Origin of the sequence: Chryseobacterium sp. S0630, assembly GCF_024158915.1 — a bacterium.
GTDB lineage: Bacteria > Bacteroidota > Bacteroidia > Flavobacteriales > Weeksellaceae > Chryseobacterium.
Genome location: NZ_JAMZGF010000010.1, coordinates 20253 through 42477 on the forward strand (window position 1 = coordinate 20253; position 22225 = coordinate 42477).

Sequence of the window (22225 nt, forward strand, 5' to 3'; positions counted from 1 at the left end):
CATGACAGGAAATATTATCGGGAATCAGAATCCTCTGGTAGGAACCACCTGCTCCTACGAAGTAAAACCTTCCATCCTCTCCTTCGGATTGAAAGGTGATTATGAATGGTATCTTTATAAGAAACAAAAGAACGGAAGCTGGAAAGACATTACCAGCCAGCCTAAAAAGGGCGAAAAAGTAACCTTCAAATTTGGAGAAATAGCGCTGGGAATAGAGTTTCAAATGAAAGTCTATGAAACTAAAAAAGGAATTTTACCGGGACTTCCTGCTACCAAAGAACTGGCTGGCAGCCTTACCATTATCCCTACCAGTAACAAAGTCCCGAAAATAGACAAAGTAGTGCTCTTCAACAGAGGAGGAACAAACGTTAATAAAGCCAGTTATCGTGATACTCTTATTGCTCAGGCTCATTGCATCGCCATGTTTAATAAAGAGATTGAATTCCATCTTTGGGAAGATGATGCTCCGGGAAAAGGCCATGATCCTGTTATCAATAAAAACAACCGTCATACCCGCAGCTATAAAGCTCGCGTCAATGAAAAAGGGATTGCAGAAGTACAAATACCTTTGATGTCTGATGAAAAAATCCTTCGTCAGATGGCCAATCAGTTTCTGATGCGAGGTGATAAAAGTGAAGGTGCCAATCATGAGTATTATGTTACGGCTACTTACTCAGGCCAAATTCAGGGAGCCAGCCAGGTAAATGTAGATGTAGCCAATCCGGACTATAAGGGACAACCTCAAAACCAGCCTAAGCCACAGCCTAAACCTAAGCCGCAACCTGAGAAACACACTCCAAAATTCCCGGCCGGACAAGGAGGTGGTCCCAAACAGCCGGATCCCAAAGGCAATATTATAGAAGCTGTTTTCATAGATGATAAAGGAAATGAACTTTCCAAAGTAGCGGTAGGAGATAAAGTAAGGGTCAGAATTCATTCCAAAAACATGGTAGGAAAACACATCCAATATGTAGTCTGGGAATATGATACCACTTCCAATGATGAAGTATACAGAAGCGGAAACATTAAAATTCCTGCCGATGTTTGTGATACTTCAGGATTTATTATTACTAAAGATATTTTTGGAAAAGGAATAGACTCCCGTATCGGTGATCCGGATTCCGATAAACAAAATTATTTCATTGAAATTATCTCCAAAAATCTTTCTGCGGAATCTCAGAAATTTGGGGTAAATTCGGAAGGGCTGATGGAAGTGGAAAAGGTGAAGAGTGCGGCGGGGGTGCAGAAGACACAAGATCCGAAACCGGAAACCGGAAAATGTCCGAATTGTGATAAAGATATTACTTTAGATCAAATGAAAAAAATATTCCCTGACTGTAAGGATGAAACTAAACTTAAATCAGTCATGGAAGCATATAATAAATATATGTCAAAATTTCAAATGAATACATGTTGGAATAAAGCTCATTTTTTTGCGCAAACCAGAATAGAAGCAGGAACATCTTTACATATTAAAGATGAAGGGCTAAATTATTCTGTTAAGAGATTAATTGAAGGCGACAAATATAAAGGTAAAAATTGGGTTAAAGGAGATCCAATAGAAAAAATAGGTGGTTATTATCTTGATGGAGAATTTAAAAGTCGGCCTTTCTCATATTTTGACACTCATAAAGAAGATGCGAATAAATATGGTCGAAAAGATTTAAATAAAGCGAATGATAACGGCATACAAAAAGCTAATCAGGAGATGATAGCAAATTTAGTATATGATGATAAGAACCGCCCAGTTAAAGCAAAATTAGGAAATACAAAAGATGGAGATGGTTGGAGATATCGAGGAAGGGGATTCATTCAACTAACAGGTAGAAATAATTATACAGCAGCTAGTAAATACACTGAAAAATATGCTAATATTGAAATTATATCTGATGAAGGCGCTAATAAAGTAGGCACAAATGCAGAAGTTGCAATGCTAGCTTGTATGGGATACTGGGTTGCAGATGAAAGAACTATTCAAAAAAAAGCTAATGGAGAAAAAAATGTAAATTTAATTTCAAAATTAATTGGAACAGATGTAGATTGGAAGGGAAAGAAAAAATCATTCGATGAAATAACATCTATTTTATTTAGAGTAAACGAATGTATATATGGAAAGAAAGATAATGACACAGAAAAAGGAGATAAAAATCAATATGAAATTAATGTAGATACTTTTGAAGTTAAAAAAATAACCACAAAACCCGATAGCATGGATTATGAATATAACATTTATCAATCAGGGCAAAAAATCAAAACTTATAATATCAAAAAAAATAGTCACAATCTTTTACCTTTTCCTGAAACAGGACCTAATTGGGGAAGGTTTGGAACAAGAGATAAAGGTGGAGATAACTGGGTAAATGAAAAAGTCTGTGCTGCATTATTAGGCTTCTTTTACTCTTTACCATTAAATAAGTATTCAAAAGCATTATATTTTAATGATATTTCGGCTAACGATGGAAGAAATATTGGGCATGCGGGACACAATATAGCAGGAAATGATGTTGATATAAGATATCCGGGAAGTACAAATGGTGCACAAACACTTTGGAAGGATGCTATGAAAACATATAAAAATGAAGAAGCATTCATTAAAGATTTAGAAAATATATTAGATGTAGCTGTCAAATGGAAATTTATAAAGAACTACGCATATAAAAAGGGAATAAAGAACACAACTGGCAAAGCTACTGGTGTTCATCAAGATCATTTTCATATAGGATATAGATAATTTAGTAATAATAAAACATGAAAAAATTTGTAATCATTTTCTTTTCAGCAACAAGTCTTATTTGCTGTCAAAATAAAGAGAAAAATACAACAGTCGAAAATATAAATAATGATATAGATTTAATAAAAAAACATATGAAGCTTCAAGAAAAAATTGAGCTTTCTGAAAATGACACAAATACATTAAATCAGTATAAGCTAACAGATAAAGATTTAGAATTAGGCGGAGAGTTAACCTTACAAGGATTGAAAGAAAATGGTTATCAAGTACCTGAAAACAGCTCTTTTTCAAAGCAAATTAAAGATATTTTTGAAACACAGGAAGATTGTTCATGTACCTCAGTAAAGGAACATCAAAATTTTACTACTTATTTTGTCAATTCATCACAGGAACAAAATGTTAAACAAACAGAATTTGATTACACTTATGATCATATATATGTTTATCCCAATTTTAAAATTTTAACAGATCTGCCTCTTTTAAATGATATTGTGGAGTTAAAAAATAATAATTTGAAAGTAAATTTAAATCAAAACATTATTGCTAGAAACAAATATTTATTTAACAACAGTAAAGGAGACTTAGCTTGGTTATTAGCTAATGACAAGGATTTTTTAAAAATATTACTTGTAAATTTTGGCTTTGATAAAGAAGAAAAAATAAATGAAGTAATTCTAAATGACCTATTTCAAGAATATTCCAAAGAAACGCCAGAAGCCTCTCAAAAAATAGGAAATATTTTATTTGTAAAAAATTGTGAGGGAAAACTAAGTATTAGAAAAAATGTACTTAAGTATATAGAAAAAAACACAACTAAAAATAATGATAAATATATCTCTGCTTTATCAAATTATGTGATTGATATACTTTATAACGACAGTATAAAATCTCGATTCTCACCAGACGAGAAAGCTGAGATTGTGGCAAATATATCCAATATAGAAATCCCCGCATTCAATCAATATAAAGGTTTAAGCACAGATTCTTGGAACTCGCAAGCTACGACACTATTCTACCTTCAAAATAAAAACACAATGAATCACCCCGAAATACTGGAAATTTTAAAAAAACACAATTATTTTGGTTATCCATATTTAAAAAAATATATTGAAGGGGGAGATCTACAAAACGAGAGTACAACTTCTCCCCAGGATGATGATTATCAATAAATCGCCAATGAATATAAGCTAGTTCATAAAAATATACATCTTGATAAAAAACATTTTTATTTTGCTATCACTCATATTTCTATCATACTCATGTGAACAGAAAGAAAGAGAACTTCTGCAATCTACTGCTGAACTCTAAAACAAACACAAATAATGAAAAACATTTCTTTAGTTCTTATGTATTCATCTCTATTTTCTTGCACCGGACAAGAAAGTAAACTTCACTTGCAGAATATCAAAGAAATAAACTCTTTAAAAACAGCACCTTATAACATTACAGATGAAGGAGACGGCACAAAATCAAACTATGATGACCTGTCTCCTGAATTCATCAATAAAGCGAAAAAAGTATTAGAGCAAAGAAAATTTCAATTTCTTGATGAAAATACCTTTAATCAAAAAATTTTGGATGTATTTTCTTTCAATTTGAAAGATTATAAAAATTCCATAATTGCTTTACGTCCGGCAATGTTTCCAGAGGTAGCTATTAAAGAAAATAAATTTATTTTCGTTCAGGATGCCGGTGCTGACGAACCAGAATTTATAAATCCTGACTTATTATACCGCTTTAATTCTTACGTATTTTATAATACTCCTATATCTTATGTTTGGTTGCAAGCAAATAATTCAAATCTATTATACGATTTAGTTGTTTACTACGGATATAATAAGGATAAAAAACTTGTAGAATCAGTGTTTAAAAAATTTGATTTTAATAGCCTTTCCGATATGGAGCAGTTAATTTTTATAGATTCCGGCGGCTATAAAAAATTGAAAAAACAAATATTTGACGACATAGAAACCATTATTTACAAAGGTAAAGTTGAAGACTTTTCTTATGCTAAAGAGGGTAATGGTTATTTAAGAATAGGTGATATTATAAGTAAAATATCATCATCTCCAAAAGAATATTTTGAACCTGAAAAAATAATATCTTATTTATTTGAGAGAGAATTAAGAGTTGGAATACAAGGTGATATTGAAAGCTATTTAAATAAAAATCCAACATATAAATCAAATCTGGAAAAAAACAAATTTTATGATTTACCTACTTTAAAAGACTATGTGAAATATATTTACCAAAAAGAAAGTAATACCAATTTTATCATTCAAGATTCTGACGGTTATACTAATTTAAGGAAGGAGAAAAACTCTTCTTCTCAAATCCTACAAAAGATCAACACAGGTGAAAAAGTTGAAGTTTTAGATCAAAACGGAGATTGGTGGTTGGTAGTATCTAAAGAAGGTAAAAAAGGATATGTTCATAAAAGCAGGATAAAATCTCAATAAATAACTTAATCAAATGATGAAAAACTTTTCAACTTTATTATTTATTATATTTTTCCTTTGCTTCTACAAAGGTCAAAAAAAGAAAGATGATTACATAAATTTTCTGGATGTAAAATACCAAGCAACTGGTTTCTTCATTCCAGACATCTCCAATCCATACCCAACATATACCTATTCAGATAAAAAAATGGGTGTTTTTAGTGTGGATTTTATAGGAAAAAAGTATGAAACTCAATATTTTTGGAGCCCTAATAATTCAAAAGGTTATTTTTCAAAATCTTCCAATCCCGAAAATGAGGCCCAAAACTCAAATGCTATAAAGAATCTTATTAAAGAAAATGATTACTATGTAGTTGCCTCATATCTACCAAATAAATTCATTACTTATACAGGAGGACAAGATGGAGAATTTGAACCAAAACAAAATGCAAAAACAACTTTCTATTTATATGAAGACAGAAAATGGAAACAAATAGGAGAAATAGAAACTTCAAAGATTCCAGAAGATATTTTAGCTTTTGAAACCAGTCTTATTAAGAAATTTCAAACTTCTAAAAATAAATAGTTAGTTCTTTAACAAAACCAATTCACCCCATCTATATATAATTTAGAAAAGAAATTTCGTTTCATTTGAAAAATATTTTTACCTTTGCTACGTGAATTTTAACAACGGAACATATTATTATAGAATTTTTACCTCAGCTCTGGGATAGGGATTCTTATGAATATAATTTAAAACCTCGTCCTAGGGACGAGGTTTTTTTATTTTAAAAAAGTTAGAAAGATGAAAATAAGTATTATTGGAGTAGGATTAATCGGTGGTTCGATGGCCTTGAAATTAAGGGAGAAAAACATCGCCAGCTTCATCTACGGAATCGATAACAATACACAGCATATCAGTGATGCATTAGATCTTAAGATCATTGATGCCGGAGTAGATCTTGAGCATGGAATTAAAAATTCGGATCTGATTATCCTTGCTATTCCCGTAGATGCTGCCAGAAAGCTATTGCCTACTGTTCTTGACTTAGTAACTGACCAGCAGACTGTAATGGATGCCGGTTCTACAAAAGCAGGCATCGTAAATGCTGTAAAAGACCATCCGAAACGTTCAAGATTTGTAGCGTTCCACCCGATGTGGGGAACAGAAAATAACGGTCCGAAATCCGCTATTGCAGAAAGTTTCTCCGGAAAAGCTGGTGTCATTTGCAACAAAGAAGAATCTGCAGAAGATGCGTTGAACATTGTTGAACAAGTGGTTAATGCCCTTGATATGCACATGATTTACATGGATGCACAAGATCACGACGTTCATACTGCTTATATTTCCCATATTTCACACATTACGTCTTATGCCCTTGCCAATACGGTACTGGAAAAAGAACGTGAGGAAGAGACTATTTTTCAGCTTGCGAGCTCCGGTTTTTCAAGTACGGTACGTCTTGCCAAGTCGCATCCTGAAATGTGGGTTCCTATTTTTAAACAAAACAAAGAAAATGTGCTGGATGTGCTGAACGAACATATTTCCCAGCTCAGAAAATTCAAATCTGCCCTTGAAAAAGAGAATTATGAATACCTTGAAGAACTGATCACCAATGCCAACAGAATAAGAGGAATTTTAAGGTAAGTAATTCCACACGATACTAAAAGCCCAATGGTTTTTACTTTTATTTTATTAAGAAACCCTTAGACATTACGGCTAAGGGTTTTATTTTTAAAACAATGTTGTTTCTATTAACACTCCGGAACGTTAACGGCAATTGCAAGTCCGCCTTCGGAAGTTTCTTTAAAACGGTCACTCATAGACTGAGCGGTTTCCCACATGGTAAGAATCACTTCATCCAATGTTACTTTTGCTTTGGTAGGATCACTTTCCAACGCAATATTGGCTGCAGTAATCGCCTTCATAGCGCCCATTGTATTTCTTTCGATACATGGGATCTGTACCAATCCTTTAATTGGATCGCATGTTAATCCCAGGTGATGTTCCATGGCAATTTCTGCCGCCATCAGTACCTGCCCTACACTTCCACCCAGAATCTCTGTAAGTCCGGCCGCTGCCATTGCAGAGGATACTCCGATTTCCGCCTGACATCCTCCCATCGCTGCAGAAATAGTGGCATTTTTCTTAAATAAGGTCCCGATTTCTCCCGCTACAAGCAAGAATCTTATAATATCATCTTCATTGGTAAATGGTGTAAATGCCTGAGCATACATCAATACTGCCGGAATAACTCCACTCGCTCCATTGGTAGGTGCGGTAATAATTCTTCCGAAACTTGCATTCTCTTCATTCACTGCCAGTGCGAAGCACGCAATCCATTTGTTGATATTGGTAAAGTTCTCTTCAGCGTCTACCACCTGCTGGAACCATTCATCTTTATTTTTATAAATTTTGTCTCCTAACAGCTTTCTGTTGATTCCTGCTGCTCTTCGGGTAACATTCAGCCCGCCCGGAAGAATTCCTTCTTTGTTTACTCCTTTATAAATACATTCTTTGATCTGTTGCCAGATATAAAGCGCTTCCTGTCTGGTTTCTTCCTGAGTTCTCCAGCTTTCTTCATTCATGAAAATCAGATCCGACATTTTATTCAGTCCCAGTTTTTCACAATATTTTGCAATATCCGAAGCTTTATGACAAGGGTACAAGGTACGTACACACTGCTTTTGAATAGAGTTTTTCTCCTGGCTGGCGATGAAACCTCCTCCTACAGAATAAAAATCCTGCACAAGTTCTGTTCCGTCTTCGAAAACAGCTCTGAAGATCATTCCGTTAGGATGAAAATCAAGGCTCTTTTTCATATTTAAAATCAAATGATGTCCGTAAACAAATGGAATAATTTTCTCTCCTCCCAGGTTAATGGTTTGAGTACTTTTGATGTATTCTATTTTCTCATCAATTTTTGAAGTATTGATCGTCTTAAAATCTTCTCCATTCAACCCAAGCATTCCGGCAATATCAGTTCCATGCCCAATCCCCGTTTTGGCGAGTGAGCCAAAGAATTCAAGAAAAACCTCTTTAACTTCTTCTATTGATCTTTCTCTTTTTATAATCCTGATAAATGCAGCTGCTGCATTCCAAGGTCCCATCGTATGCGAACTGGACGGGCCTATTCCTACTTTAATAATCTCAAAAACCGATATTGATTCCATAAATGATTCGTCATTTTCCTCAAAAACAAAGATACATGATAAATCCTAATATATGCATAGCAAAATCTTAGATTTATTTGGTTTTGGCAGTCTATAAAACAAGTTTTTTTGTAGATTAGCTGGTTGTACGAATTTCCAATTATATTGTTCTTTTTAATCATTTTTTTAAATGGAAACATTAATTAAAAGCATTTTACAGCATGTCCAACTAAGTCCGGAAGAAATAACTGCCTGTAAAAGTTTCTGGACAGAAAAAACATTGGAAAAAGGTGATTTCCTATTGAGAAACGGGGAAATCTGCCGCCATGACAGTTATATCATTTCAGGTGTTTTAAAAGCTTTCTGCATCAATGAAGACAACGGAAATGAGGAAATTCTCTTTTTAGCTATTGATCACTGGTGGGCTACAGATATTGCCAGTTTTTCAAAACAAAAACCCTCCATTTATAATATTCAGGCCGTAGAAAAAACAAAGCTCCTACAGATCAGCCATCAGTCCTTTCAAAAAATGCTGAAGGAAATTCCATCCTTAGAAAGATACTTCAGAATCATTCTGGAAAGTTATCTCGGAACGCTGGAAAAAAGAGTCGTGTTCAATCATATGCACAAAGCAGAACAGAAGTATTATGATTTTCTGGAAACCTACCCCGATATTTCCTCCAGAGTACCTCAGTATCTGATTGCTTCTTACCTCGGTGTAACTCCGGAATTCATCAGCAGAATTAAGAAAAAAAATAAATCCTCTTGAACTAGATCAATTTTTCAGAACTCAATAATCAGGAATTTTGCTGGTATAATTCTTAACAAATGAAAATACTGATTATTAATGCCAGTGTAAGAAATGAAAGATCTTACAGCAGAAAACTGACCCAGCTTTTCGTTGAAAACTGGACAACGAAATATCCTCTTGACATGTTCACCTACAGAGAAGCGGGAACTGATACGATTCCTAATATTGATGAATCATGGATTGCAGGAGCTTTCAAAAGATCTTCAGACAAAACTGAAGAAAACCAAAAGCCTTTACAGCTAAGTAATGAACTCGTCAAAGAGCTCAAAGAACATGATGTATATGTCATCGGAACTCCTATGTACAACTGGTCTATTCCGTCCGGATTAAAAGCTTATATTGATCAGGTCATGCGAATCAATGAAACCTGGAAATTCAGATCCGGAGTTCCGGATGGTGATTACGTTGGTCTCCTTGAAAACAAAAAGCTATTTATCCTCTCAACCCGTGGCGATACCGGATACGGAGAAAATGAAAAGAACGGACACATCAATTTTCAAACGACTTATCTGAAGCATATTTTCGGAATTATGGGTGTAAAAGATGTCACCATTCATTCCTTGGATAATGAAGAATTCGGAGGTGAAGTCTTTGAAAATTCTAAAAATAAAATCTTTGAAGCAATTGAATCCATTCAATAAATTATTTTTGATTTAATATAACACTCAGCAGGCTATCTCAAAAGCCCAATTATTGGGCACTTGTCATTGACTACGTCGAATCTTTGATTTCTGACGAAGGAAGAATCTTATTAATAACCAGACGGATGAGATTCTTCACTACATTTCATTTCTTTCAGAATGGCATTTTTGGGAAAGCCCCTACTTTTATCAGCTGAAAGTTTCCTCGTGCTGAGAAAGGTCAAGCCCTTTATTTTCTGATTCTTCAGAAACTCTGAGGGTAATAACAGCATTGGTAATCTTATATAAAAGTAGTGAACCGAAGAATGTAAAAGCAGAAACCAACACCAATGCTGCCATATGATGAAGAAAAACTTCAATTCCTCCATGTAATAAGCTCGCTTTTTCACCATGAGCAAAGATGGCGGTAAGAATCATCCCCATAATTCCCCCTACTCCATGGCAGGCAAAAACATCCAGCGTATCATCTATTTTCTTTAAACCTTTCCAGTTGACCATTATATTAGAAACGATTGCGGTAATAAATCCTATAAAAAGACTCTCCTGAATACTTACAAAACCACATCCCGGAGTAATGGCCACCAATCCCACCACTGCACCGATGCAAGCCCCCAATGCAGAAACACTTCTCCCATTGATTCTGTCAAAAAAGATCCAGGTCATCATCGCTGAAGCAGAAGCAAGAGTGGTTGTTCCGAAAGCCGTAGCTGCAGACGCAGAAGCACTCAGCGCAGATCCCGCATTGAACCCAAACCATCCAAACCACAGCATTCCTGTTCCCAGAAGCACATATGGAATATTGGAAGGTTCATGATGGGGATTCTTTCTGTTTCCTACCACCATAGCGCCGGCAAGGGCTGCAAAACCTGCGCTCATATGCACCACGGTTCCGCCTGCAAAGTCTTTTACCCCAAAGTATTTGTTCAAAAGACCTTCAGAATGCCATACCATATGACAAAGAGGCGTATAAATAAAGATGCTGAAAAGGACAATGAATAGTAAATAAGAAATAAAACGAACCCTTTCCGCAAAAGATCCGGTAATAATAGCCGGAGTAATAACGGCAAATTTCATCTGAAACAGGGCAAACAGGATAAATGGTATTGTAGGTGCCATCAGTTTATGTGGCAGATTTCCTACTCCATTAAAAAAGGGATAACTTAAGGGATTTCCAATAATTCCGTAATGTTTTCCGGCAATGGTAACGCCAAGAGATTCCCCGAAAGACAAAGAAAAACCAACAACTACCCAGACCATAGAGATGACTCCTAAAGCAATAAAGCTTTGCAACATGGTAGAAATGACATTTTTCTTCCCGACCATGCCTCCATAAAAAAAGGAAAGTCCTGGTGTCATGAGCAGTACAAGTCCTGCCGCAGCCAAAATCCAGGCTACATCAGCGCCCACAATTTTATCTTCACTTAAAAATTCTCCCGTATCAGGAATATCTGCAGCCGGATTCCAGAATAAACCTCCCACGGCTACGAGTGTGATCACCGAGAATGAAACAATCCATTTTAAGCCTACTTTCATAAAATTTATATTTTACCCTATCAAATTTAAACATAAATTTCATAAAAATAACATTTTTAAAGACTCAACCCCTATGAAAATACTATTTAAACAATAATATTTTTATTTTTCATGAGAAAACCTCTTTCAATATTTTGGAAACTTCTTTAGATTTTGTAGCAGGAAAAAGGTGTGTTCCTCCCTTTACTACGTAATCCGGATTGGAATAACGGATGGGGAAAACAATATCTTTATCACCTAATACCTGAATAACATTCGGATTTTCATCAAACTTCCATTCAGAAACTTTTTCTACAGACCATTTCAGATAATAAGGATCTCTTACTTTAAAATATTGAAGAAGTTTAGGATTTTTAGGATCAAAAAGCTTTCGGATAACAGCATATACATTGGCTGCCTTATCATTGAACAATCCTACAGGAAGGATTCTTGGAATTTTGGTAACCTCACCGGTTTTTATAAATTTAGATTTTTCCTTATCCGATTTTATACTTCCAAGGATCACTACTTTTTCTGCAGGTTTCAATTGATTAATCTCCTGCACAATAATTCCTCCAAAAGAATAACCTAGCAGGCAAAATGGTTCTGAATCATCTACTTTCTCTGCCATTCTTTTGACATAAGCATCGAAAGGCTCGTTTTTTTCAGGAATAAGCCAGTCTATAAAAATCAATTCACAGTGTTTGGGAAACTCTATTCTTTCAAGGACCTTGAAGTCTGCTCCCAGACCGCTTACGATATAAATTTTCATACCACTAATTTATGAAAAATACAGAAACAAGGGAATAACAGTGCCCAATCTTTATTTAATGACGCATAAAAAAAGAGCAGTTCTTACGAACTGCTCTTTTATATCTATAAAATAGGTTTTATTTTTTCTTCTTTGGAACTCTGTTCTCGTTATCCAGCATTTCTGTAGTAACTTTGAACTGGATGTCCATTTCATTCTTAATGAAATAATCTTTCAATGAAGACTGATAGAATACTTTAAAGTCTCTTCTGTTAAGGGAGAACTTTGCAGATTCAATAGATGTTGTAAACTGAGTAACATATACATTCGCAGGGAAAGAGATTGTTTTTCTCACTCCTTTAAGGGTAAGGTCACCGTATACTGTAGAATTGTATTCACTGTTTGCTAAAGGAATAATTTTAGTCAAATGGAATTTTGCAATAGGGAATTTTTTCACTTCAAAGAAGTTCGAGCTCTTCAGATCGTTGGTAAGCTTGATCTGATCTTCATCAGAAACATCTCCCGCCATCATACTTCTCATATCTATTACAAACTCTCCATCAACAAGCACCGTATGGTCAAAGTTGAATTTTCCGCTTTTTAGCTTTACTGTTCCTGAGTGGGAAGTTTCTTCAGTTTTCACCACCTTATACCCCCACCATCTGATCTCTGATGAAGTCACTTTTGCAACCTTATCAAATTTCTTTTGGGCAGAAACAAATGATATACTTGCGCACACCATAGCAAACAATAGTAATCTTTTCATTCTTTTTTATTTACAATTCAACAAAAATAAAAAAAAGTGTAGAACTTCTACACTTTTAATAATCTTTTTTTGATTAATTTATTGAGCAGTTACCTTTACAAGCATATCAATATCATCTTTCACAAAAACATCCTGCATCGTAGACTTGTAAGCTACGTCAAATTTTTGTCTGTCGAAAGAGAATTTGTTTGATACTAAGCTTACTACTCCTTTGCTGTAAGAAATCTTAGCAGGGAAAGAGATTGGGCTTGTTTTTCCTTTTACAGTAAGGTTTCCTGTTACAAGAGAGTTATAAACTTTATCGTTGTTTTTCTTTACTCCTGTAATTTTGAAGCTAGCAGTTGGGAATTTTTCAACTTCAAAGAAGTCACCATTCTTAAGGTGTCCGTTTAATTTCTGCTGATATTCTCCTGTAAGGTCAGTAGAGCTGATTGAAGTCATATCCAATACGAAGCTTCCACCTACCAATTGGTTTCCTTTCATTACCATATCTCCAGACTTCACTTTTACAGTACCCTCGTGAGAGCTAGCCTCAGATTTTGCTACTTTATATCCCCACCAGTGTACATCAGACGCTACTACTTTTTTTGATTGTCCGAAAGCTAAACCACCAGCTAAAACTGCTAATAAAAATATTTTTTTCATTGAATAGAGTTATTTACTTATTTAATGATGCAAATGTAAGTATCTTATTCAATAGATTTCATTGATGTATATCAATAAAATTTATTATTTTCATGAATAATATCATTCCATAAAAAAACTCCGGAGAAACCCGGAGTTTTATTTTATAGCTGATAGTAAGCGGTGTAAAGCGCTATACCATTTAATGCTGTGTGATTTTGCTTGACCAGATAGATGGGAGTATTTTTAAGCATCTCCTCCATTTTATCACTGATCTTGAATTTCTCATAGAATTTCGCCTTGTCGATATATTCTGCGATCATCTGTGGAATATCTCCGGCAATAAGTAATCCTCCGGTAGCTTTTAATTTTAATGTTAAGTTGTTCGCTTCTCTTGCCAGAAATTCAAGGAAAGTATCTAAAGCAATTCTGCAGATCAAAACATTTTCCTCTACAGCAGCTTTATAAAGCTCTTCCACAAAATTTCCCTGCGCAAGACGTTCTCCTAACCATTCAGGTTCAGGATGTCTTTTCACATCTCTTAAGAATCTGTAGATATTGAATAAACCAGATTTTGAAAGTACATTTTCCCAGCTTACAATACCATAGATATTATTTAAGAACTGGTAAAATTCAACTTCTACGTTGGTTCTTGGCGAAAACTCTGAGTGTCCTCCTTCTGTGGCGAAAGGTCTCAGGTATTTCCCGTCAAAGAAATATCCGGCTTCTCCTAATCCGTTTCCGGGAGCAAGAACCGCTACGTTTCCTTTTTCAAGATGTCCGCTTGTATAAATGGCTTCAAGATGATTATCTTCAAGAAGAGCCATTCCGTAGGCAGAAGCTTCCAGGTCATTCAGCATTTCTACTTTTTCAAACCCGAAATCACGTGCATATTCAGCAATATCCAAATGCCATCCCAATCTTGCAGGGCTGCTTTTCCCGTCCAATACAGGACCTGGCACTGCCATTCCCAGACGTTTTACATTTTCAAGCTGATTATCCTGAATAAACTTCTTTAAAATATCTGAAAAGGAAGCATATTCTTTGGTTGCGAATGTATTTTGTACTTTGATCTCAAGACCTCCGTTCCCGGAAACGAAATAGCCTAAGATTGTTATATCTTCACGGAGACTTGCTCCAATGATAGAAACATTATCATTATTACTGTTCTCTACTCCTGGTAAATAAAGTGGAAATTTTGGATTCAGAATCATAACCTCAAATTTTACCAAATATAATAATTGTTTTTGTAAATCCTGCACGGAACAAAAAAACCTTTCCACTTTCGTGAAAAGGTTTTGGTTAATAATTGTTTATATATTAAATCTAACTACTTTCCTAATGGAATATTGTAACCGAATCCTACTCCGATATTCCCCACATTATAGTCCTGACCTGGCAAATCTCCCTTCGTTCCTACAAAAACCTTTTGGTATTGTACGAAGAAATTCCAGTCTCTGTTGTGGTATCCGATCTCCGGTTTAAGGTAGAAACCTCCGCTTGCTCTCTCAACATTGGTATTTGAAGCCACTGTTTTATCTCCAACCAGGAATCCGTATCCTAAGTCAGTTCCGAAATAGAAACCGGTTTGTTTTGGATAAATTCTGATTAAAGCTGCTACAGGAACTACTCCTACATCATTGTTTTTATATCCGTTATTCTCTTTTCCAAAATAGTGAGTATATCCTGATGCAATACCTAATCCAAATCCTGGTGTAATTAGATTTTGGTATGCTACATCCACTCCTACTGCAGCGGAAAGATTATCTGCGGGAACTGCTAAACCAACATTTGCACCTACCTTGATCATATTGTTCATTTGAGCACTTTGGGCGCTTGCGATACCTGCTGTTAAAATACCAGCCAGTACTATTGCTTGTTTAAACATTTTCATAACTCTAATTTTTTAATTTTACTAAACAAGAGGATGTAAAAATCATGCCAAGCAAGGGTTTTTCTTGTATTTTAACACTCAAAAAATTCATAAAACAATGAATATCAATATATTAATTTTAACAAAATTTAAATATTTGTTTAACAAAAATTATCAAAAAACCACCCTCAAAAAGTGAATTAAAGAAAAAAAGAAAGAAAGCAAGAAGATGTAGGCTGGAAGTAATATCCTGTTTATATAAAAACTCACATCTGTTATTATTAAAGTTAAGGAAAATTTCTCCTTCCTGCAGCCATATGTCCCAGCTTCATTCTTCCAGCTTCCAGCCTAATACAACAATATTAACAATCCTTAACCCGTTATCATTTTAACCTTTTTCTTCAAAATACATCAAAAAATAAATTCTCCACGATGGCTGATTCATTATTAAAAAACAAGCATCTTCTTTGGCGAGCAGGTTTTGGTGTTGGTATTAATCAAATTGATGATTTGAAAAATAAAAACATTAAAACGTTAATGAATGAATTATTTAAAGAAGAAAGCTTCATCGAAATCACTTATGACACTCCTGATCCGGTTTCAGCAGCAGATTATATGAACAGTACAGCTCCTGCAGAAAAGAAAAAAGAAATGCAGCGGATCAACAGGGAACAAAATAACGAACTGAACATTAATTTTCTGAATTCCATCGTTAACAGCAAAGAGCAGATGAAGGAGAAGATGGCGTTTTTCTGGCATGGGCATTTCGCATCCAGAGTACAAAATCCAAGGTTCAACAAACAGCTTTTGAATACAATCAGAAAAAATGCACTGGGTAGTTTCAAAGATTTGCTTTTTGAAGTAAGCCAATCCCCAGCCATGCTTAACTTTCTGAATAATCAACAGAATAAAAAAGATCATCCTAATGAAAATTTCGCCCGTGAGGTAATGGAACTCTTTACCATGGGGAGAGGAAATTACACCGAAAAGGACGTAAGAGAAGGAGCAAGAGCATTTACAGGATGGAGCTATGATAAGGAAGGTAATTTTAAAGAAAGAAAAAATCTTCATGACGAAGACAGCAAAACGTTTTTAGGAAAAACCGGCAACTTTGACGGAAATGATGTTCTCAATATTATTCTGGAACAAAAAACTACGGCACAATTTATTACAACAAAGATTTACAAATTCTTCGTCAATGAAAAACCTGATCAGGAAATTGTCAGTAAACTCAGCATAAATTTCTATAATTCAGGGTATGATATTAAGAAACTGATGACTGAGATATTTTCAAGTACGTGGTTTTATGATCAGAAGAATATCGGAAACCGTATAAAATCTCCGGTAGAACTGATGGCAGGAATGATGAGAATCCTTCCTATGCATATTCAGAACCCTGAAAACCTCATCGTATACCAGAAATTATTGGGACAAATGCTGCTTTATCCACCCAATGTATCAGGATGGCCGAATGGAAAATCATGGATTGACAGCTCTACTTTAATGCTGAGACTTCAGGTTCCACAGATCTGGTCCGGACTTCGCCCTTTGGAATACAGTCCCCGACAGGATGATGACATAGATATAGGAATGAAATCCCGTGAAACGGCTTTTAACAAAAGCTTTAAAAATCCTAATATCACCATCGACTGGAACCGTATTGAAAAGCTTTTCGCTAATAAAAACTGCGAAGATTATCTTCTGCAGAATACTCAAAGTCTCGATATGAATTCTGTAAAGAATTTTTCAGACAAGAGTATAAAAATGAATGTTATCAATCTGATGTCTACTCCGGAATACCAGTTAATGTAGGGAGAAGATTTTAGGTTGCAGGTAGCAGGTAATAGCTGTCACAGTATAGCTTAACTGCCATCTATTATTATCAAATAAATTTTAATAAATACGACCTAGCACTATAACCTGCAATCTATCACCTGCTACCTTTATCCTAAAAAACAAAATTATGTTAATCAAAAGAAGAGAATTCCTCAAAATAAGTTCATTGGCCACCGCTTCTATGCTGATGCCCAATTTCCTTAAAGCCATGACTCTGGATGAAGCACTGAATCCTAATCAGAATATTCTGGTAGTTCTTCAGTTTACGGGTGGAAATGATGGTTTGAATACCATTATTCCGGCCAAAAATGATATTTATTTCAGAGAAAGGAAAACATTGGCTATTCAGGATTCTATACCGCTTACAGATGAGGCAGGAATCAATCCGTCACTCTCCTATTTTAAAGAACTTTTTGATAACGGAGAACTGTCTGTGATGAATAACGTTGGCTATCCCAATCCGGACAAATCTCATTTCCGAAGTATGGATATCTGGCAATCGGCAAGCAGAAGCGACCAGTTTTTGGAAACAGGCTGGCTGGGACGTTTTCTGGATGAAGAATGCTATCGTTGTGAGCATCCTACCCAAGCGCTGGAAGTGGATGATATGCTAAGTCTTGCCTTAAAAGGTGAAAATAATAAAGCTTTTGCCTTTAAAGATCCTAAAAGACTCTACCAAACCAGCCAGGAGAAATATTTTAAATCTCTCTACGACCATCATCATGATGATGAAACAGTGTCTTATCTTTACCAGACTTTAGGCTCTACCATCAATAATGCCGATTATATTTTTGAAAAAAGCAAAGCGAAAAAAACAGAACAGATCTATCCCAATTCTCAATTAGGAAAGGATTTTAAAACTGTAGCTTCTTTGATAAAGTCAGATATCAATACTCAGGTGTATTATCTTTCTGTAGGAAGTTTTGATACGCATGTTAACCAGAATGACAGACAGAAAAAGTTATTCGATGATATCAATGAAGCGGTAAAGTCATTTGTAGCAGATATGAAAAGCAATGGACTTTTCAAAAATATACTATTAATGACATTTTCAGAATTTGGTCGTCGTGTAGCTCAGAATGCCAGTAACGGAACGGATCACGGGACAGCTAACCAGATGTTTTTTATCAGCGGAAATCTTAAGAAAAAAGGGCTATTGAACGCTCTTCCGGATCTTCAGAATCTGAATGAAGGCGATCTTATCTACAAAGAAGATTTCAGAAAAGTATATGCTACGATTTTAAAAAACTGGCTCAAAGCGGACTCTTCCAAAGTATTGGGATGGAAAGATGGTATTTATGATTTTGTGTAGGGAAACCTTAACCTAAACGATAAATAATAAAGATGCTTAGATTCCTGCGTAATGACACAATTGGAATGCTGGCATATCCACACAGTTTGTCATTCCGTAGGAATCCAGCCACAATAATTCAGGAATGGATATGAAGAGAAAAATTACATTACTTACCAAAATTCTAACAGAAGACTTGAAAATTCCCCTCCCTCGAAGGGGTGGCGAAAATTCAAAGAATTTTTGACGGGGTGGTTTTCAACGTTCATCAAAAAAATCCATCAACAAAAAAAAGAGACTGTACATCCTCATGACAGTCTCTTTTCAATAATTTTAAATTTTAACTACTTATACGTTTATGCAGTAATCTGCTTTTTTTCGTTCTCTTTCTCTTCTTGTTTTTTATCTATCTTCTCAGATATTTTTTTAACGATATACTCTATCGCCAGCGGTGCTATAATTGCAATTAATGCTTTAAATATTCTTGATTTCATAATTAATTTGGTATTGTTAAGTTAATAGTACAATTTCCAAGCCAAGATAAAACATGAAAATAAATTATCTTCAATAAAACCTTGTAAATCGGACATTTAAACTAAGTTAGTTTTCCTCGGGAACAATCAGGCTCTGATAATTTTTACTGCCAGCATTAAACTTCTCTTCCATTTTTAACCTTAGTTTTTTGGGCTTATGCACAATCAGAGAGTCTCCAAACCCAAGCAAGAGCCTTTCCAGCTCAAAATTGATCTGCACACATATTTTAAACAGCGTTCCGTCACGGTCTTCCTTTAAGATTTCCTGACTTTTATGCAGCGGCTTTGTTTTCACATAAGGAGCATTTCCCGAATCCACCCAAAAGATCACATTCCTGGGGTCCATTGACTCTGCAACAGTTACTCCCACAATATCTTTAAAATATTCATCTCCATCCAGATCCTTGTCAATATAGGGAAGATTGTCATCTGTTTCAATACTTTCCATTCTGTCCAGTGCCAGATTGTACATTTTCTGTTTGTAAAGACAGATCAGAAACCAACGGTTGTTGAATTCCTTCAAGAGCTGCGGATGTACCGTAAAAATATTGGATTCTCTTGCTGTAAAGCTTTTATAAAGAATCTTCAATACTTTTTTATTAGCAATACTTTCATACAGAATATCAATATGTTCCAACCCTTTTAGCTGTTCATTTTTATCCAGATGGATAATGGATGGCTGGTTGCATGAATAGAGTCTTCCAGTTTCTGAATAACCCCATTCATTTCCTTGAACATGGAAAAGTCTTTGAACTGTTTTAAAATCTGAACTGCATTATTCATGGCCTTCAGATCACTTTCATTCACAGAAATATTATGAATACTGTAATCCGGATCACTGTAACGATAGTATTTCCTTTCATAGACTTCAATAGGAGCTTCATAGCCGAACTTTTCACTCCGCATATTCTGAAGATCAAGCTGAACAGTTCTCTTACTCACATAAGATTCTTTTCCCTCAAATTCAAATAATGCTTCCGAACATTCATCTATGAGATCTTCCAGCGTATATTTCCTGTATTTGTTTTTAAGACATTTATCTAAAGTTTTATACCGGATCAGAGCATTTTTATTGGATGACATACCTTAGTGTTTAATGATTGGGTGTTTTTTAATAAGCAAAACTGCTTTTTATTTCTGCTCTTTTCTTGAAAACTATTTCTCTCTCAAAGCATTTTCATCAAAAGTAATCCCTTCCCAGCCGAATTTCATAAAGTTTCGGATATTTTGGTGGTCAGTTCCTTCAGGGTTTTTCAAAACATCTTCTCTGTAGAACTCACCAAAAAGCCAAAGTGTTTGTTCTTTCGTCAAATCCTGAATGCTTGCAAAACTGAAAACCTTGCACGAACCATTATTCTGGCCGGCCTGATTGGTAGTATCTCCGTTTTGAAAGGCGGTAGGAGTAAATTCATAATGTTCATCAATATGAGCGATCACATCACTAAACTGGATCGTTTCCGGGAAATGTTTTAATTGTTCTAATAATACCATGAGCCTTGTTTTTTTAATTTTATATTATTTTTACGAGTCTGCTAATGTGCATTTTCGTCTTTTTAATTAATTTTTGTAAAAATAATTAAAATTTCTTTATCTACGCAAAACTATTGCGCAATAATGATATTACTTTGCATCATCAAAATGAAACAAAATGGAATTTAATGGAAATCATTTAATCGAATTAGGATATAGACCGGCAAAATGGTTTAAAGATGCTATTAGCCATATCAACGAGAATAATCTGGGTGAACATCAGATCGCAGAGTATCTGGTACAGTTCAAACAACCAGATCTTATTCCGCTTCATGAAACAGCTAAAGATTTTATGATCAACATACGTGCGGAACACGAAAGTGAGAATGATAATGTGGAAAAAGTAATCAAAACAATGAAAGTTCTGATGAAAACCCCTACACTGATTAGCGGAGCTTTAATGCCTGATGCCTGTCCTACAGGTCCTGAAGGTCAGATTCCCGTAGGAGGTGTGGTAGTAGCAAAAAATGCTATTCACCCGGGATTCCATAGTGCTGATATCTGTTGTTCTGTAATGTTGACGGATTTTGGAAAAACCAATCCTAAAGATGTTTTGGATGCAGCACATTCTATCACTCATTTCGGATACGGAGGAAGACCAAGAGGGGAACAGATGCCGATGTCTCAGGAACTGATGGATGCTTTCAGAGAAAATGAATTCTTACAAGATGAAAAACTGATCAGCATTGCCCGTTCTCATATGGGAACTCAGGGAGACGGAAATCACTTCCTTTTTGTAGGAATTTCCAAAAATACAGGAAATACTATGATGGTAACCCATCACGGATCAAGAGCTCCGGGTGCTGCTTTATATGATAAAGGAATGAAGGTTGCTAACCGTTTCAGACAAGAAATCTCTCCTGAAACATTAAGAGAAAATGCCTGGATTCCTTATGATACGGATGAAGGTAAATCTTATTGGGAAGCCCTGCAACTGATAAGACAATGGACAAAAGAAAACCATACTTCCCTTCATGATGCCGTGCTGAATAAGCTGGAAATGGAGAAAGAAAACAGATATTGGAACGAACATAACTTCGTTTTCAAAGATGGAGATCTGTTCTATCATGCAAAAGGAGCTACTCCACTGGATGATAAGTTCATGCCTGATATTACAGGACCAAGACTGATTCCGTTAAATATGGCAGAACCGGTATTGATTGTTCAGGGAAAAACAAATGAAAGAAACCTAGGTTTTGCACCTCATGGAGCAGGAAGAAATTTCAGCAGAAGTCAGCATAAAAGATCTTTAGCTCATAAAACAACTGAGGAAATTTTCAATGAAGAAACAGCAGGATTAGATATCCGTTTCTACTCTAACGAGGTTGATATTTCTGAGCTTCCTAGCGCTTATAAAAGTGCTAAAAATGTAAGAGCACAGATAGAAGAATACGGACTTTGTGAAGTTCTGGATGAAGTGATGCCTTATGGATGTATTATGGCTGGAGACGTTCAAAAGAATGCTCCGTGGAAGAAAAAGAAGAAATTCAGAAAAGCATGATTTTAATAGTATGTTCCAACCTAATGTTCAAACCTAACGGGTTTTAGAAACCCGTAAGGTTTGAATAAAAACAATAACCAAAATTTCACAGCACTAAAAAGTTATTTTTAAAAAAAATTAAAGGCACAGAAAGTTCCTATATTTCCAGATTTACTTTCCGCCTTTTTACAAATTATAAGGCAAAGGGAGTTCCTATATTTTTTGGATAAATCACTCCCCGCTTTTTATAAACTA

At 35.1% G+C, this 22225-nt stretch carries 19 protein-coding genes and 1 pseudogene; 10 read left to right on the forward strand and 10 right to left on the reverse strand.

What is annotated here, in order from left to right:
* Nucleotide 1: 1 nt before the first annotated feature.
* The 5 genes from NK356_RS06700 to NK356_RS06720 all read left to right on the forward strand — a co-directional run bounded on the left by NK356_RS06700 (nucleotide 2) and on the right by NK356_RS06720 (nucleotide 6817).
* Nucleotides 2–2731, forward strand: a complete 2730-nt coding sequence (locus tag NK356_RS06700; protein ID WP_253316548.1) for a hypothetical protein — start codon at nucleotides 2–4, stop codon at nucleotides 2729–2731.
* A gap of 17 nt (nucleotides 2732–2748) precedes the next feature.
* Nucleotides 2749–3900: a hypothetical protein gene (locus NK356_RS06705; protein ID WP_253316549.1), complete on the forward strand. Its 1152-nt coding sequence runs from the start codon at nucleotides 2749–2751 to the stop codon at nucleotides 3898–3900.
* Between the two features lie 153 nt (nucleotides 3901–4053).
* Complete coding sequence (locus NK356_RS06710) at nucleotides 4054–5190, forward strand: SH3 domain-containing protein (RefSeq protein ID WP_253316550.1); 1137 nt, start codon at nucleotides 4054–4056, stop codon at nucleotides 5188–5190.
* Between the two features lie 13 nt (nucleotides 5191–5203).
* A complete protein-coding gene (locus NK356_RS06715) occupies nucleotides 5204–5755 on the forward strand; it encodes a hypothetical protein (RefSeq protein ID WP_253316551.1) in 552 nt (183 codons plus the stop codon).
* Nucleotides 5756–5974: 219 nt separating this feature from the next.
* On the forward strand, nucleotides 5975–6817 hold the full coding sequence (locus NK356_RS06720) for a prephenate dehydrogenase (protein ID WP_253316552.1): 843 nt from the start codon (nucleotides 5975–5977) through the stop codon (nucleotides 6815–6817).
* 107 nt (nucleotides 6818–6924) lie between these two features.
* Here NK356_RS06720 and NK356_RS06725 read toward each other — a convergent pair whose 3' ends face one another.
* Entirely contained in the window at nucleotides 6925–8343 is a 1419-nt protein-coding gene (locus NK356_RS06725; protein WP_034692275.1) for an L-serine ammonia-lyase, read from the reverse strand.
* 169 nt (nucleotides 8344–8512) lie between these two features.
* Between NK356_RS06725 and NK356_RS06730 the strand changes: the two genes are divergently transcribed.
* Together NK356_RS06730 and NK356_RS06735 are read left to right on the forward strand one after the other, a co-directional pair.
* The gene (locus NK356_RS06730) at nucleotides 8513–9091 is read left to right on the forward strand and encodes a Crp/Fnr family transcriptional regulator (RefSeq protein WP_253316553.1); all 579 of its coding nucleotides are present in this window, start codon (nucleotides 8513–8515) and stop codon (nucleotides 9089–9091) included.
* Between the two features lie 59 nt (nucleotides 9092–9150).
* Nucleotides 9151–9774 carry an FMN-dependent NADH-azoreductase gene (locus tag NK356_RS06735; RefSeq protein ID WP_253316554.1) on the forward strand — a complete coding sequence of 208 codons (624 nt, stop codon included), beginning with the start codon at nucleotides 9151–9153 and terminating at the stop codon, nucleotides 9772–9774.
* A gap of 189 nt (nucleotides 9775–9963) precedes the next feature.
* On the opposite strand, the gene NK356_RS06740 is transcribed toward NK356_RS06735, so the two are convergent.
* The 6 genes from NK356_RS06740 to NK356_RS06765 form a co-directional block, all read right to left on the reverse strand.
* Nucleotides 9964–11307 carry an ammonium transporter gene (locus tag NK356_RS06740; RefSeq protein ID WP_253316555.1) on the reverse strand — a complete coding sequence of 448 codons (1344 nt, stop codon included), beginning with the start codon at nucleotides 11305–11307 and terminating at the stop codon, nucleotides 9964–9966.
* A gap of 109 nt (nucleotides 11308–11416) precedes the next feature.
* A complete protein-coding gene (locus NK356_RS06745; RefSeq protein WP_034692271.1) occupies nucleotides 11417–12058 on the reverse strand; it encodes an alpha/beta hydrolase in 642 nt (213 codons plus the stop codon).
* Between the two features lie 118 nt (nucleotides 12059–12176).
* Entirely contained in the window at nucleotides 12177–12803 is a 627-nt protein-coding gene (locus NK356_RS06750; RefSeq protein WP_034692270.1) for a YceI family protein, read from the reverse strand.
* A 78-nt stretch (nucleotides 12804–12881) separates the two neighbouring features.
* Nucleotides 12882–13448, reverse strand: a complete 567-nt coding sequence (locus NK356_RS06755) for a YceI family protein (RefSeq protein WP_034692269.1) — start codon at nucleotides 13446–13448, stop codon at nucleotides 12882–12884.
* 143 nt (nucleotides 13449–13591) lie between these two features.
* Nucleotides 13592–14641: a glucokinase gene (locus tag NK356_RS06760; protein WP_034692376.1), complete on the reverse strand. Its 1050-nt coding sequence runs from the start codon at nucleotides 14639–14641 to the stop codon at nucleotides 13592–13594.
* 116 nt (nucleotides 14642–14757) lie between these two features.
* On the reverse strand, nucleotides 14758–15321 hold the full coding sequence (locus NK356_RS06765) for a hypothetical protein (protein ID WP_034692268.1): 564 nt from the start codon (nucleotides 15319–15321) through the stop codon (nucleotides 14758–14760).
* A gap of 411 nt (nucleotides 15322–15732) precedes the next feature.
* Between NK356_RS06765 and NK356_RS06770 the strand changes: the two genes are divergently transcribed.
* Both NK356_RS06770 and NK356_RS06775 read left to right on the forward strand, forming a co-directional pair.
* On the forward strand, nucleotides 15733–17112 hold the full coding sequence (locus tag NK356_RS06770) for a DUF1800 family protein (RefSeq protein WP_253316556.1): 1380 nt from the start codon (nucleotides 15733–15735) through the stop codon (nucleotides 17110–17112).
* Between the two features lie 151 nt (nucleotides 17113–17263).
* Complete coding sequence (locus NK356_RS06775) at nucleotides 17264–18448, forward strand: DUF1501 domain-containing protein (RefSeq protein ID WP_051934204.1); 1185 nt, start codon at nucleotides 17264–17266, stop codon at nucleotides 18446–18448.
* A 335-nt stretch (nucleotides 18449–18783) separates the two neighbouring features.
* Here NK356_RS06775 and NK356_RS06780 read toward each other — a convergent pair whose 3' ends face one another.
* The 3 genes and pseudogenes from NK356_RS06780 to NK356_RS06790 form a co-directional block, all read right to left on the reverse strand.
* Nucleotides 18784–18921: a hypothetical protein gene (locus NK356_RS06780; protein WP_167348772.1), complete on the reverse strand. Its 138-nt coding sequence runs from the start codon at nucleotides 18919–18921 to the stop codon at nucleotides 18784–18786.
* Between the two features lie 106 nt (nucleotides 18922–19027).
* A pseudogene (locus NK356_RS06785) lies at nucleotides 19028–20043 on the reverse strand (helix-turn-helix transcriptional regulator).
* 72 nt (nucleotides 20044–20115) lie between these two features.
* Complete coding sequence (locus NK356_RS06790) at nucleotides 20116–20451, reverse strand: HopJ type III effector protein (RefSeq protein ID WP_034692264.1); 336 nt, start codon at nucleotides 20449–20451, stop codon at nucleotides 20116–20118.
* A 157-nt stretch (nucleotides 20452–20608) separates the two neighbouring features.
* Here NK356_RS06790 and NK356_RS06795 point away from each other — a divergent pair, with 157 nt between their 5' ends.
* Nucleotides 20609–21991: an RtcB family protein gene (locus NK356_RS06795; RefSeq protein ID WP_034692263.1), complete on the forward strand. Its 1383-nt coding sequence runs from the start codon at nucleotides 20609–20611 to the stop codon at nucleotides 21989–21991.
* The last annotated feature ends 234 nt before the right edge of the window (nucleotides 21992–22225 follow it).

Excerpts from the sequence above, each read along its gene's own strand:
- NK356_RS06745 (WP_034692271.1), bottom strand. The coding sequence starts at position 12,058 with ATGAAAATTTATATCGTAAGCGGTCTGGGAGCAGACTTCAAGGTCCTT.
- NK356_RS06705 (WP_253316549.1), top strand. The coding sequence starts at position 2,749 with ATGAAAAAATTTGTAATCATTTTCTTTTCAGCAACAAGTCTTATTTGC.
- NK356_RS06720 (WP_253316552.1), top strand. The coding sequence starts at position 5,975 with ATGAAAATAAGTATTATTGGAGTAGGATTAATCGGTGGTTCGATGGCC.
- NK356_RS06740 (WP_253316555.1), bottom strand. The coding sequence starts at position 11,307 with ATGAAAGTAGGCTTAAAATGGATTGTTTCATTCTCGGTGATCACACTC.
- NK356_RS06760 (WP_034692376.1), bottom strand. The coding sequence starts at position 14,641 with ATGATTCTGAATCCAAAATTTCCACTTTATTTACCAGGAGTAGAGAAC.
- NK356_RS06750 (WP_034692270.1), bottom strand. The coding sequence starts at position 12,803 with ATGAAAAGATTACTATTGTTTGCTATGGTGTGCGCAAGTATATCATTT.
- NK356_RS06765 (WP_034692268.1), bottom strand. The coding sequence starts at position 15,321 with ATGAAAATGTTTAAACAAGCAATAGTACTGGCTGGTATTTTAACAGCA.
- NK356_RS06700 (WP_253316548.1), top strand. The coding sequence starts at position 2 with ATGACAGGAAATATTATCGGGAATCAGAATCCTCTGGTAGGAACCACC.
- NK356_RS06730 (WP_253316553.1), top strand. The coding sequence starts at position 8,513 with ATGGAAACATTAATTAAAAGCATTTTACAGCATGTCCAACTAAGTCCG.
- NK356_RS06715 (WP_253316551.1), top strand. The coding sequence starts at position 5,204 with ATGATGAAAAACTTTTCAACTTTATTATTTATTATATTTTTCCTTTGC.
- NK356_RS06725 (WP_034692275.1), bottom strand. The coding sequence starts at position 8,343 with ATGGAATCAATATCGGTTTTTGAGATTATTAAAGTAGGAATAGGCCCG.
- NK356_RS06775 (WP_051934204.1), top strand. The coding sequence starts at position 17,264 with ATGTTAATCAAAAGAAGAGAATTCCTCAAAATAAGTTCATTGGCCACC.
- NK356_RS06735 (WP_253316554.1), top strand. The coding sequence starts at position 9,151 with ATGAAAATACTGATTATTAATGCCAGTGTAAGAAATGAAAGATCTTAC.
- NK356_RS06755 (WP_034692269.1), bottom strand. The coding sequence starts at position 13,448 with ATGAAAAAAATATTTTTATTAGCAGTTTTAGCTGGTGGTTTAGCTTTC.
- NK356_RS06790 (WP_034692264.1), bottom strand. The coding sequence starts at position 20,451 with ATGGTATTATTAGAACAATTAAAACATTTCCCGGAAACGATCCAGTTT.
- NK356_RS06770 (WP_253316556.1), top strand. The coding sequence starts at position 15,733 with ATGGCTGATTCATTATTAAAAAACAAGCATCTTCTTTGGCGAGCAGGT.
- NK356_RS06710 (WP_253316550.1), top strand. The coding sequence starts at position 4,054 with ATGAAAAACATTTCTTTAGTTCTTATGTATTCATCTCTATTTTCTTGC.
- NK356_RS06795 (WP_034692263.1), top strand. The coding sequence starts at position 20,609 with ATGGAATTTAATGGAAATCATTTAATCGAATTAGGATATAGACCGGCA.
- NK356_RS06780 (WP_167348772.1), bottom strand. The coding sequence starts at position 18,921 with ATGAAATCAAGAATATTTAAAGCATTAATTGCAATTATAGCACCGCTG.